We start from the raw sequence: 13,151 nt of genomic DNA on the forward strand, positions 1-13,151 counted from the left end.
TTTGTAAACTCAAATAGAAACGATTCTTAGTGGCTCACTTTCGTCCGGCAAGCTATGCTCAATTTAGACCGGCAAGGGTGGCTCACTTTGCTCCGAAGTTAGTGGTATACTTTGTCCGAATTTTGCACTCAGCAGGTCTTCGTAAGATTCATAAATTTTGGCGCGTACTTGCTCTAAATATTTATTAAAGAGCCTAGCTTGTTGCTTACTTCCTCTAGCCTTCCCTTTGTCAGCATCCCAACTGGAAATGGGTAGGCGTCTTTGCAAGCTTAAATTTGTTCGTTTACCATTTACGGTTATCCTGGCATAAACAGGAACTTGACCGTTTTTAATACGTGAAGTGTTAGCCCAAAATAACAGGCTAAAAGTCGATCGGGTTTTCATAATTATCGTCTTTAGTTAAACATTTACCAAGACGAAAGTCAAATACAACTATCTAAATATAAGGGTTTTAACCCCTTATTCGGTCAACACTTTTTCATTTTTTTAAACTGTTGACCGATTTAGCATCATTTAATCTTAAATCAAATCAAATTAAATTGCTTCCTTAAAACTATAAAACCTTGCAAATCATATAGTTTGCAAGGTTTTAACACTTTTTAATTTCAGTAGTAGTGATCGCGACAGGATTCGAACCTGTGACCGTCTGCTTAGAAGGCAGATGCTCTATCCAGCTGAGCTACGCGACCATGCATCTTTTGCTAAGAGCGGTGCAAATATAAGTACCTAACCTCAACAATACAACATAAATTTAAACAAATTTTGTACTGGGTAAAAGTAGCTCTGCACAAGGTTTTATCCTCTTTTTTATAATTATAATTTGCCAAGTTGGTTTTAAGAACTCCCTTAGAAAGAACTTTAAACAGCTTAAAACTGCATCGGCACTATACCTTTTGATCTATCATACACCTTTAGTATACACTTATTTTGATAAAATAAGCAGCAGTTCATCAAGTTTTTCAAGTGTAGACATCATACCTTCTTTCATACCCATATTGATAACGGCTTCAAGATCGTTAAGTGAATCATACGTCACCACTGTGGTAACCGTCGTATTTTCTCCCTTGTCATTAAACGTTACTTTCCAATTAGCTGTGGGCAACTCATTATTTATTTTTCCCTCACTATCAGAAAACGCATCAATTGTACGGTAAGAATCAATTGGATTTATATCGTGATATTCTGTATACCCCCAATATTCAGTTCCTTCTGGATCTACCATGGCATAATGCCAATGTCCTCCATTTTCAAATACCATGGATTTAGTTTTGGTTGTAAAGGGCTTTGGCGCAAACCATTGGTCCAATAACTCTTGTTTAGTGTAGCAGTCCCAAACTAATGGTCTTTCTGCCGCAAATTCACGAACAATGGTTAGGGTACTATTTTCCTTATCTACAAGGAAGTCAAATTGTAATCTGTTCATAATTATTTGTTTTTAAGTGTATTCAATAAATTATCCAATTGATCAAAGCGGTTTTCCCAAATTGTTCTTAACTGTTCTAACCACTTATCTATTTCTTTCATTTTATCAATTTTGATTTGATAATGAATCTCGCGACCTTGTTGGTTAGCTTCTATGAGATCACATTCATTTAAAATTTGAATATGCTTTGAAATGGTTGGTCTCGCTACATCAAAGTTATTAGCAATCGCTCCAGCGGTCATAGTCTGGGATGCCAATAAGATTAATATGGAACGTCTGGTCGGGTCTGCAATGGCTTGAAAAATATCTCGTCTTAATTTCATGTATCAAAGTTTATTTCTTCACAAAGGTCACGCTTCGACAAGCTCAGCGCAATCATGTAACATCTCATCCTACTCACTATTAATCTTTATAGTTTATAGCGTTGGATGTTTCATTATGAAGTTATTTGGCTACAAATATATGTGAAGTCATTTAACTACGCAATTTTTTTGACCGCTTTTTTTCCAACCAACATGTGAAGCATGTCCAAAAAAGGATAATTCTTTTAAGTATCTGGCTAAAATACAAAGAGACCTTTACGCATCGTTTAACCCTTTACCTTTAAGGATTTTATCAATACATTTTTCAATTCTGGATGCTCTAGTCTTGGATTGTTTTGCTCCAGAAAAATATAGGAGATAACCTCTTTGCCTTCCAGGGGTCAATGTTTCGAATGCGTTTTTTAGATCGGGGATTTCTTCAAATTTCAACAACAATTCTTCGGGCACATCATATTCCTGGGTTGTTTTCATCTTCACTTCCAAACCTGCCCGCTCTACCTCAACAGCTTCAAAAATATAGGCTTTGATTGTCGATTCAAGTGCTTTGATTTCTTCTATACTTGTGAATCTTATTTGGCGGGCTGCCTGCACATTTTCGGTCTGTTGGACCAGCATGTTTTCTGTATCTTTTAAAAGCGCCCCTTTATGGAAAAGCAATGCACAATACGCTTTAAATCCATGTATTAACACGATATTTTTACCTTGAAAGGTATAACAAGGGTGCATCCATTTAAAATCTTCGGTCAACCCACAATCTAAACAAATTTTTCGCAATAGGGTCATTTCTTCATTCCACTTTTTTGCTCGCGAAAGGAACCTATCAACAACTTTTGGATTCATATTTTAGTTTTTAAGAAGTTTTTTCTCTAGCTATACAATTTTAAATCTTACAGAAAAGCAATGTAAAGATAAGAAGTTATTCAAATCCCAAAAACAAAATGACACACCAAGGCATTGCCATTGAAAACTCATAATCCATCAAAACAAGAACAATTAGAGCAAAGCCCTATTTAAGATACTCACCGGGTGTTGTGCGTTACGCTTTGTGCCATCCAATATCTGATGCCTACAGCTCGTTCCTGCCGATGCAATTAGTGTTGAGGCATCCATCTTTCTAATTTTCGGGAACAAGGTGTCCTCACCTATTTGCATACTCACATTGTAATGTTCTTTTTCGTATCCAAATGAACCTGCCATGCCGCAACAACCTGAATTAACTATACTAACAGAATAGTTTTTGGGAAGGTTTAACATGCTAAACGCAGCCTCTATACTACTCAAGGCCTTTTGGTGACAATGCCCATGAATCTTGATCACTAAAGGTTCTTTACTAAATTGATCTTCTAAAATATTTTTATTGAGAATTTCGTTCTTTATAAACTCTTCTATAGTAAATGTATGCTTCGCTATTTTTTGTGCCGCACTTTTATCGGTTGCCAACCTTAAATACTCATCGCGAAAAGATAAAATGGCCGATGGTTCAATGCCTACCAAAGGCGTTTCATTGGTTATCAAATCTTTAAAAACAGCAATATTTTTATCTATCACTACTTTAGCCTCATCCAAAAAGCCTTTCGAAATAAAGCTTCTTCCGCTTTCTTCATGATCTACTATATTAACTTTATATCCCAATTTTGAAAGCAGCTCAACAGTATCTATACCAATTTGTAAATCGTAATAATTGGTAAACTCATCTACAAACAGATAAAGTTCTCTTTTGGCTTTGGATGAACTTTGAAATACACCTTTGTTTTTATTACACCACTTCCTAAAGGTTTGTGATGCCATTTTGGGGATACTCCTTTGTATTGCTACTCCCATTATTTTTTTGGCCAAAGCCGTATTTAAAACCATATTGGTAAGCAAAGGCACCAGGCTTCCTATTTTATTGTACTTAACATTATTGGCCATCATTTTAGTTCTGAAAGATGGCGGATTTGCCTTTTGATATTGATACAGAAATTCGGCTTTAAAACTCGCTACATCCACATTACTGGGGCATTCACTGGCACAAGCTTTACAGCTCAAACAAAGGTCGAATACCTGTTTTAATTCTTTATGATTGAATTTATTGGGTTTATCTGAATTTGTTAAAAATTCGCGCAGCGCATTCGCCCTAGCCCTGGTAGTGTCCTTTTCATTCCTTGTGGCTCGATAACTGGGACACATGGTCCCTCCTGCCGATGGCAATTTTCTACAATCCCCCGATCCATTACATTTTTCTGAAGCCCTTAAAATACCCTGAGAATCTGAAAAATCCAATAAGGTATCAACTTTAGGCTCTACCCTATCAACTTCATAACGCAAAGACTCATCCATGGGATAGGCATCAACAATTTTTCCTTCATTAAAAATATGATTAGGATCGAAAGCTTGTTTAATACGTTTTAACAAATCATAATTCTTCTCGCCAATCATCAAGGGCAAAAACTCACCGCGAACAATACCATCGCCGTGTTCCCCACTAAACGATCCTTTATATTTTTTAACAAGCTTGGCCGTTTCGGTTGTAATTTCCCTGAACAAACCTACATCCTTGGATGACTTTAAATTTAATATGGGCCTTAAATGAATTTCACCAGCCCCTGCATGGGCATAATAGACTGCTTTTTGTCCATAGCGATCCATCATCTTGGTAAACTCCGAAATGTAATTGGGCAAATCATCTAAATCGACTGCGGTATCCTCTATACAGGCAACGGCCTTTGCATCTCCTACAATATTGCCCAATAGTCCTAAACCAGCCTTTCGTAATTCAATAACTTTTTTTATATCGTTGTTGTAAAGTTTTGGGAATGCATAACCCAATTCATGCTGCTTTAGATCCTGAACTAACGCATTGGAAAGTAGTTCTACTTTTTCTTTTGATGACGCCCTAATCTCCAAAAGCAATATGCCTTCTGGATCCCCCTCGATAAAGAACCTGTTTTTACTTTGCTCCCTGTTATTTTTGGTACAATCCAAAATAGTCTTATCCAATAATTCACAAGAATACAGGTTATGTTTCATAGCCACCAATGTCGCCTCTAAACTCTCTTGAATAGACCTAAAATGCGCCACAACAAATACTTCGTGTTTTGGTGGAAGTTCATCTAATTGCAGCTTAATTGCAGTTGTAAAGGCTAATGTCCCCTCACTGCCACAAAGCAACTTGGCGATATTCATTTTTTCTGAAAGTCCACTAGCTGTATTCCTGTCCAATAAGGCATCTACGGCGTAACCTGTATTTCTTCTGTGGATGGTCTCTTTGGGAAACTTCTCATGGATTTCGGTTTGAATTTCAGGGTTGGACAACACTTCCAAAATGGTCTTGTATATTGAACTTTCCAAACTTGCCCCTACCTGTTTTTCCTTCAACTCCTCATTTGATAATTCAGAAAACACGGCTTCGGAACCATCTGATAATACCGTTTCCAACTCCAACACCTTATCCCTGGTAACCCCATACTGTATTGACGTTGATCCCGATGAGTTATTGCCTACCATTCCCCCTATCATGCAGCGGTTGCTTGTTGATGTATTGGGTGAAAAAAACAAGTTATAAGGCGCTAAATAACTATTGAGTTCATCCCTAATAATTCCAGGCTGCACTACAATGGTTCTTTCCTTTTCATTAAATTCCAATATGTTGGTAAAATGTTTAGACACGTCCACAACAATACCTTCCCCAACGCATTGGCCTGCCAATGAAGTTCCAGCGGTTCTAGGTATAAGAGTAATGCCCATACTGGTTGCGAAAGCGATCAATATCTTAATATCACTTTTATCTTTTGGAAAGGCTACTGCCAATGGTACTTTTCGATAGACAGAAGCATCGGTAGCATAAATGCTTTTGTGCAAATCATCATAAAAAAGTTCCCCTTTTAATCGTTTCGAAACTTCCTTTAATTCCTGCTTTATTTTAAGGTCGGTCATATATCAATCTCTATTTGATAGTTTTTTCGCATATCCTCTATTATGCCAGCTTTAGCTAAAAACTGTCACATCGAACGTGGTTGCTGAGCTTAGTCGAAGTACAGTCGAGATGTTTTTGCCAACCTTTCGACTGCGCTCAAGGGGACAAAAACATAAATCTTGAACAAAACTTTTACTACTGGCACAATAGTGTCTAATCAATGTTTTTATTTTAAATGTTTTCTAAGGCCTCGGTTAAGCTATCGCTCTTATTCAAGTTTAATTTCTTTCTAAGGCGATGACGGGCGATTTCAACTGAACTCAGTGAAATATTATTAATGTTAGAAATCTCTTTGGAGCTTAATTTCATCTTCACCTGTACTGCCAATTGGGTTTCTTTCTCGGTTAAACTTGGGTATTTTTCCTTTAGCCTGAACAAAAAATCGTTCTGAAGCGTTTCAACATTAGCATGGAACCGCTCTATATCTTCATTTAGATTAAGCTTAAAGGAATATTCTTTTATCAATGAAGACACTCTTTTCTTAATATCGTTAACATCTTTAAAATCAATACTTTTAAATGACTTTATTAATTCTTTATATAAGGCTGACCTTTGGGATATAAACAACGCTAAGTTAGTTAATTCCTTCATTTTAAAATCCAATTTATTCTCTAGCTTTTCCTTTAAAAGCAATTGGGTTCTTAACCGCTCTTTAGAAAGCTTCTCATTCTGTTCAAATATGGCCTTTTTCTTTTTTATGTTACTGCGAAGTGACACAATAATGAGGATCGCTATAATTACCAATAATACCGCTACCAGCATGATACCTTGGCGTCTTTGGGTTTCTAAATTGCGTTGTTGCTCCAACAATTTTATTTCAGACTCCCTTCGTTCTGCCTCATAGAGCACCCGCATTTCTGTTAGCTTTTGACTTTTATCTTTTGAGAAAATATCACTTTCGGCTTCTTTGTACTTTTTATAATTAAACAACGCTTCTTTGTAATTACCTATCTCTAAATAATAATCGGATCTAATCCTGTAGTTTTCGGCAATCCATTCCTTGTTATCCTTAAACCCTTCCAACAACAATCTAGCCTCATTTAAAAGGGTTAAACAGATATCATAATTTTTTAGCTTAAGGTTAACAATAGCTAGTTCATTTAAAATTTCAACCTTGTTTTGCTCATCCTTAATTTGGTTTGCGATTTCCAATGAAGCCTCCAAAAGTTGCTTTGCAGAATCCAAATCGTCAATCTTGCGATAGCACATCCCCATATTTTTCATGGTTTCCGAAATTCGGTCTTTATTATTGAAAGGCCTTTTCAGTTCCAACGATTTTTTAAAAAAAGTTAAGGCCAAATTACAATCGCCTTTTTGTTCGTGTATTAAACCAATACTATTGTAACTATATGCTATGCGCTGCATGTCACCAATTTTTTCATGCATTTGCAAGACTTCTTTGTGATACTCTAAGGCTTTGTCAAAATACCCTATATCGTAATACAGCCATCCCAGTGTACGCAAAGTATAAGCCACATCGTATTTATTGCCTAACTCCTTTCTTATTTCCAAAGACTGCAAGCCATACCTTAGCGCATCATCGTACAGGTCTTTCAACAAATAGCCCTGACACAAATTAATAAGTGCTAACCCTTCTTGGCTTCTATCATTATAGGCTTTTGAAAGTTGCAGGGCCTCAGCTCCGTATACTATAGTTTTATCTGGATCGATAAACCAATAAATTTCTGCCAATCGGTTCAACAATACCAGTCTTTGCTCCTCTTCAGCTTTGGGCAAAATGGTTAATAGGCTATCCAACTCAATCTGGGAATCGTTTGGGTTTTCGTCCCATATATTAACCTGAGAATACGACAGTAATCCTATTAATAATGCTAATAATGACGTTAATAAGTCTTTTTTCAATATGTTCATGACATACGAGATTATATAAACTTTAAAAAATTCTTTAAAGTAGGATTGGTATAGTTCTTTTTCCAAAACACAAATAATTCTGTCTTGGATTTTGTGTCTTTTAGCTCGATAAAGCGGATGTGATAATTATTTTCATCTCGCAAGGAATTAGGGACAATAGACAAGCCCATACCGTTCTCAACCAATTTAAAAATGGTGGCCCCATGAATTGCACGATGTGTTATAATAGGACTAAAATTATACTCTGAACACAAATTTAAAATCTGTTGAAAATACATAGGGCTACTTTCGTTTGGATATAAAATAAACGACTCGTTAGCCACTTGTCCTATATTAACAAAATTTTGTTCTGTTAAATAGTGGTCTGCAGGCAATACCAATGAAAAATTCTCCTTGTAAACAGATTTAATATTCATTTCGGGAGACACTAGGTTAGACCGCATAAAACCAACATCTATCTGACCCTCTTCCAAAGCCTTCAATTGATCTACATTTGTAAGCTCTTCGCAAGTTAAGTTTACCTCCGAATAGCGGGTTGTAAACTGTTTAATAATTGGGGGCAGATAATGTTTCATGGCAGATCCAACAAAACCAATTCTTAAATGGCCTTCGTTTCCTTTTAAAGTCTCCTGCCAACGGTGCACCGATTTGTCAAAATTATTAATAATATGTCTCGCTTCCTTTAAAAATATTTTCCCAGCGGGACTTAAAGACACACTCCTATTGGTTCTTTCAAACAGCTTGACGTCCAGTATGGACTCCAGTAAATTAATTTGCTGACTTAATCCAGATTGAGATATTAACACTTTTGAAGCCGCCTTCCTAAAATGCAAAGTCTCCGCTAAAACCAAAAAATATCGCAAATGACGAATTTCTAATTGATTTGTTTTACTTATCATTTACCATTTATTAAAAATCATTGCTACTCAAATTTAGATTTATATTTGTAGAATCAAAAATTTATTTAAAAAATATTGCATTCACCATGGAATTTAATACCCAAAAACCACTGGATACCATTTTGGAATCTTTATTGACGCCCTACAAAAAAAATGTACCAGATGTGTCGAAAATTATTGACGCCATGCTCAATAATGGCATCATTAAAAGTGAGAACGACATCGTCAATGACCATATAGCATTTAGAACACTAGGAGTCGGTAACTTAGGAATTAAGTCCTTTGAAAAGATATTTCTCCACTATGGCTATAAAAAAATGGGCTATTATCATTTTGAGGACAAAAAACTCAATGCCTATTGGTATGCCCCGCCTTCGGAACATTATCCAAGGGTTTTTATAAGTGAATTGAGAGTTAACGATTTATCTGTTGAATCCCAAAAATTGATTTATAAATATACCGATAACATTACTTCAGACCCTATAGACCATATTAACTTGGACAATATAGAAGACGTTGGTAATTTTTTCTACAATCCGCTTTGGGAAACTCCAAGTGTTGAAGATTATACTCAGCTCTTAAAAGAAAGTGAATATGCGGCTTGGGTAATTTACAACAGGTATTATCTAAACCATTATACCATAAGTGTTCACGACCTCCCCATTGGCTATAACACCATTGAAACGTTTAACGATTTCTTGGAAAGTATTGGCATAACACTGAATACCGCTGGAGGTAAAACAAAAATAAGTTCCGATGGTTTATTAAAGCAAAGCAGTACCGTTGCCGAAACCATTAAAGCTAGCTTTTCCAATGGCCAGGCAATGGAAATCGCTGGGAGTTATGTTGAATTTGCCGAACGTAAACCGCTTCCCAACCTACCCCATTCGGCAACCGATAAAATTGACAGCAAATACAGAAGGGATGGTTTTGAAACAGCCAATGCCGATAAGATTTTTGAAAGTACCTATAGTGAACAAACCAAATTAAAACGATAAGCATATCCAATTAAAACACTACGGACAGCAAGTCTTTAGATTTAACATAGATAAAAGTCTATTTCGCCACGAATACACAGATATTTTTTTGGCTTTATTATTCGTGAACCTGCCTATCAGCAGACAGGTTTGTGGCACACAAAAAAATTTAGAAACCGAACATTTTGCTCTAAAAATGCATAGTTACAACTAACATTTGAGATCGATGGTTAAGTCTTGTTTCCAGAACCTTGCCTCAATAGCTTACTTCTTGGTTCTAACTCCTAACCACTGTACCTCTAATCATTAACATAATTCTATTCAAATGAAAAACTTATTAAAAGAACTCAACCTTAACCCTCCATATTATAACACCAGCAGCGGCCAAGAACACTGGACAGGCCAAGGCAAAAAAACTGTTGTCATTAAATCTCCTGTTGATGATAATACTATAGGTTCCATACAATTAACAGATAAAAAAAGCTATGAGGCCATAGTTGAAACGGCCAATAGCGCCTTCAAGATTTGGAAAGCCATGCCAGCTCCACAACGAGGTGAAATTGTACGTCAGTTTGGTGACGCCCTAAGAAAAGAGAAAGAAAATTTAGGAAAACTAGTAAGTTATGAAATGGGGAAAAGCCTACAGGAAGGCTATGGCGAAGTACAGGAAATGATAGATATTTGCGATTTTGCAGTAGGCCTATCAAGACAGCTTTATGGACTACAAATGCATTCTGAAAGGCCAAACCATAGAATGTTTGAGCAATGGCACCCCTTAGGGATTGTGGGCATCATATCTGCTTTTAATTTTCCTGTGGCCGTTTGGGCATGGAATGCGGCACTAGCATGGGTTTGTGGTAACGTTTGTATTTGGAAACCTTCAGAAAAAACCCCTTTCTCCGCCATTGCTTGCCAAGAAATATTCAAAAACATACTAAAGCAAAACAACCTGCCCGAAGGGATATCAAACTTAGTTATTGGGGATAGTGAAATTGGAAAACTTATGGCTTCAGACCAAAACATTGCCTTGGTATCTGCTACAGGATCTACCAGAATGGGTAAGGACGTAGCCGAAACCGTTGGTAAGAGACTAGGGAAATCCATTCTGGAACTAGGGGGCAATAACGCCATTATTGTTACCGAAGAAGCCGATTTAAATGTTGCCATACCCGCAATTGTCTTTGGAGCTGTAGGTACCGCTGGCCAACGGTGCACCACGACACGCAGATTAATTGTACACAAAAGTCGCTATCAAGATTTATTGGAAAAACTAAAAGAAGCCTACAAACAATTAAACATTGGCGACCCTTTAAATGAAACCAATCATGTAGGCCCACTTATAGATACCGATGCTGTTAAGGCCTATTTAAAAACAATCGAAGAGGCTCAAAATCAAGGTGGACAATTGGTTTATGGGAATAAAGTTTTAGAAGGTGAAGCATTTAAATCGAACTGCTATGTAACACCAACCATTATAGAGGCAAACATCAATATGGAAATTGTGAAGCATGAAACTTTTGCCCCTATTTTATATGTTTTCCCATATGATACGTTAAAAGAAGCCATTGCCATACAAAACAATGTACCACAAGGACTTTCCTCTGCTATTTTCTCACAAAACATGCAGCATGTAGAAACTTTTTTATCTAATTCTGGGTCAGATTGTGGTATTGCCAATGTAAATATTGGTACTTCTGGGGCCGAAATTGGTGGTGCATTTGGCGGTGAAAAAGAAACTGGAGGTGGTAGAGAAAGTGGTTCAGACTCATGGAAAGCCTATATGAGAAGACAAACCTGTACCATCAACTATGGTAAAGGAGCTCAATTAGCCCAAGGAATAATTTTTAATGTATAGATTAAAATAATTAATCATCAATTTTTTAGGAGGCTGCCTGAAAAGTGTCATTCAGAACGAGCAAAGCGAAGTGAAGAATCTTATTCTATTATAAATAAGTAATTTCATTTTTTAAATAGATTCTTCATTTCATTTCGAATTAGCTCTATAACCACATTCAGAATGACACTTTTCAGACAGCTTCTTATTATTTACTTTAACCACTTAAACACTTTAAGCCTGATAATCAAAAACTGATATTCAAATCCAGCTATAGATAAAAGGATCATGGCTTTTTGTTTATTCCCTTCCTTTTATTTATTCTAAAACGATTAAACTTTTTTCTCAAAAAGTACATAACACTTAAAACACAAAAAAAAGCTCCAATACCCAAAACCTCATATTGCTTAAGCCCTGTAAGCATCCAAATAATTATGAGTGAAGATACTATAGGAACTGTGTATCCTCCTGGTATCCTAAATCCTTTTGTTTTTGAAATTCTACCATGCCTTAGCTTAATAACCGATAGGGATACCCCCAAGTAAACCAACAACATCGAAGCACTGGATATTATTGCCAATTGTTTAAATCCACCAAAAGAAGAAAACAAGAAACCTATACTTGCATAAACAATAATTGAGACATACGGTGTGGCACATGTTTTATGTACTTTGGTTAGTGGCTTAAACGGTAGCACATAGTCATTAGCAGCCCTGAACAACACCCTGGGAATTCCCAGCACTTCACTACTTAAAGTACCAAACATAGAAACTGCCGCACCAATAGTCATTATGGTAAAACCGATAGGGCCAAACACTTGATTGGCGGCAACACTTAAGGGATTCTCATTATAAGTCCCTAATTCATCCCCCAAAACCCCTTGGGAAACGGTTTGTATAAGTATATAAAGCACCAAAACACCAACGATACTAATTAATATCGCTTTAGGTATATTCTTTTGTGGATCCCTAACTTCCCCACTTACCGACAGCCCAGACTCTGCCCCCTGAAAGGCAAAAAACAGTACCAATGACATCTCCCCTAAATTACTTAGACTTGGCAAGTGATCAATAACGAGGTATTCCGTAGAAAATTCACCCCAAGAAAACATCACCAGCATTAAAAGCGGAAGCAACTTTATAACAGTAATTGTCTTTACCACATTCATCCCTTTTTTAACTCCAATAACATTGATATATCCTAAACCGGAAAAAATAATGAAGAAAAAAAGAACCCTGAAAAATTGTGTTTTAAATGCAGGTAATATAGCCCCTATTACATCGGCTACAGCATTGGCTACAGCAGCATCTGCTGATATTGCCGAAATACCAAAAAGAACAACCGTTAAAAAACCAAAATAAGACCCAAACGATGATTGTATATAAGTATAGGCACCTCCTGAAGTTGTTATCTTACTTCCCACCTCTGCAAAACATAGCATAACAAGTGTTACAAGTAGCCCACAAAACAAATATGCTAAAATACTTGCTGGACCAAGACCACTAGCTACAATGGCCGGCAAAGCAAATATGCCTGCCCCAACCATGGTGTTTATCAAATTGGAACTAAGCCCTAATACCCCTATTTCTCTTTTTAAATGTTCTTTGGTTTCTATCATCTTTGTTGTTTTCTTCTATTTAAGTGAACATATTATATAAATGGTTATTGAATACATTTACCCCAGTTTTATCTCCAACATAAATTTTCAATAAGGTTCTTGTTTTGTAAATTTCCACTTATGCAATAAGTCTTTCCAAAAATGGAAAATCTATTCTTTAATGTTAAAAAAACCACCTTTACATAACCTTTACTCTGCCATTGTTCACGGAAAACATTGCTAAATTTGTATAAACAATTTTTCTGAAAAC

The 13,151-nt window shown here is 36.4% G+C and carries 10 protein-coding genes and 1 tRNA gene; 2 read left to right on the top strand and 9 right to left on the bottom strand.

From position 1 onward, the window contains the following. Positions 1-63: 63 nt before the first annotated feature. From MR062_RS13590 to MR062_RS13625, 8 genes are all read right to left on the bottom strand, one after another. Complete coding sequence (locus MR062_RS13590) at positions 64-384, bottom strand: Arm DNA-binding domain-containing protein (RefSeq protein ID WP_242205198.1); 321 nt, start codon at positions 382-384, stop codon at positions 64-66. A 231-nt stretch (positions 385-615) separates the two neighbouring features. After that, positions 616-689, bottom strand: a tRNA-Arg gene (locus MR062_RS13595). 233 nt (positions 690-922) lie between these two features. Then, complete coding sequence (locus MR062_RS13600; RefSeq protein WP_242205200.1) at positions 923-1,423, bottom strand: SRPBCC domain-containing protein; 501 nt, start codon at positions 1,421-1,423, stop codon at positions 923-925. A gap of 2 nt (positions 1,424-1,425) precedes the next feature. Next, on the bottom strand, positions 1,426-1,746 hold the full coding sequence (locus MR062_RS13605; protein WP_242205201.1) for an ArsR/SmtB family transcription factor: 321 nt from the start codon (positions 1,744-1,746) through the stop codon (positions 1,426-1,428). A 255-nt stretch (positions 1,747-2,001) separates the two neighbouring features. Further along, positions 2,002-2,586, bottom strand: a complete 585-nt coding sequence (locus tag MR062_RS13610; protein WP_242205203.1) for a YdeI/OmpD-associated family protein — start codon at positions 2,584-2,586, stop codon at positions 2,002-2,004. A gap of 153 nt (positions 2,587-2,739) precedes the next feature. After that, positions 2,740-5,661, bottom strand: a complete 2,922-nt coding sequence (locus tag MR062_RS13615) for an FAD-binding and (Fe-S)-binding domain-containing protein (protein ID WP_242205204.1) — start codon at positions 5,659-5,661, stop codon at positions 2,740-2,742. Positions 5,662-5,872: 211 nt separating this feature from the next. Next, entirely contained in the window at positions 5,873-7,573 is a 1,701-nt protein-coding gene (locus MR062_RS13620) for a tetratricopeptide repeat protein (RefSeq protein WP_242205206.1), read from the bottom strand. An 11-nt stretch (positions 7,574-7,584) separates the two neighbouring features. After that, entirely contained in the window at positions 7,585-8,472 is an 888-nt protein-coding gene (locus MR062_RS13625; protein WP_242205208.1) for a LysR family transcriptional regulator, read from the bottom strand. A gap of 86 nt (positions 8,473-8,558) precedes the next feature. Here MR062_RS13625 and MR062_RS13630 point away from each other — a divergent pair, with 86 nt between their 5' ends. Both MR062_RS13630 and amaB read left to right on the top strand, forming a co-directional pair. After that, complete coding sequence (locus tag MR062_RS13630) at positions 8,559-9,470, top strand: DUF1338 domain-containing protein (RefSeq protein ID WP_242205210.1); 912 nt, start codon at positions 8,559-8,561, stop codon at positions 9,468-9,470. Positions 9,471-9,774: 304 nt separating this feature from the next. Continuing rightward, positions 9,775-11,304 (top strand): L-piperidine-6-carboxylate dehydrogenase, encoded by a 1,530-nt coding sequence (gene amaB / locus MR062_RS13635; RefSeq protein ID WP_242205212.1) that lies wholly within the window; start codon positions 9,775-9,777, stop codon positions 11,302-11,304. 265 nt (positions 11,305-11,569) lie between these two features. Here the strand turns inward: amaB and MR062_RS13640 are convergent, their stop codons facing one another. After that, entirely contained in the window at positions 11,570-12,901 is a 1,332-nt protein-coding gene (locus tag MR062_RS13640; protein WP_242205214.1) for an APC family permease, read from the bottom strand. Positions 12,902-13,151 lie beyond the last annotated feature (250 nt).

Source organism: Aestuariivivens insulae, from assembly GCF_022662195.1.
Taxonomy (GTDB): domain Bacteria; phylum Bacteroidota; class Bacteroidia; order Flavobacteriales; family Flavobacteriaceae; genus Aestuariivivens; species Aestuariivivens insulae.

Bases quoted from the DNA above. Each gene is read 5' to 3' on its own strand.
- MR062_RS13615 (WP_242205204.1), bottom strand. From the start codon at position 5,661: ATGACCGACCTTAAAATAAAGCAGGAATTAAAGGAAGTTTCGAAACGA.
- MR062_RS13600 (WP_242205200.1), bottom strand. From the start codon at position 1,423: ATGAACAGATTACAATTTGACTTCCTTGTAGATAAGGAAAATAGTACC.
- MR062_RS13605 (WP_242205201.1), bottom strand. From the start codon at position 1,746: ATGAAATTAAGACGAGATATTTTTCAAGCCATTGCAGACCCGACCAGA.
- amaB (WP_242205212.1), top strand. From the start codon at position 9,775: ATGAAAAACTTATTAAAAGAACTCAACCTTAACCCTCCATATTATAAC.
- MR062_RS13625 (WP_242205208.1), bottom strand. From the start codon at position 8,472: ATGATAAGTAAAACAAATCAATTAGAAATTCGTCATTTGCGATATTTT.
- MR062_RS13590 (WP_242205198.1), bottom strand. From the start codon at position 384: ATGAAAACCCGATCGACTTTTAGCCTGTTATTTTGGGCTAACACTTCA.
- MR062_RS13640 (WP_242205214.1), bottom strand. From the start codon at position 12,901: ATGATAGAAACCAAAGAACATTTAAAAAGAGAAATAGGGGTATTAGGG.
- MR062_RS13610 (WP_242205203.1), bottom strand. From the start codon at position 2,586: ATGAATCCAAAAGTTGTTGATAGGTTCCTTTCGCGAGCAAAAAAGTGG.
- MR062_RS13620 (WP_242205206.1), bottom strand. From the start codon at position 7,573: ATGAACATATTGAAAAAAGACTTATTAACGTCATTATTAGCATTATTA.
- MR062_RS13630 (WP_242205210.1), top strand. From the start codon at position 8,559: ATGGAATTTAATACCCAAAAACCACTGGATACCATTTTGGAATCTTTA.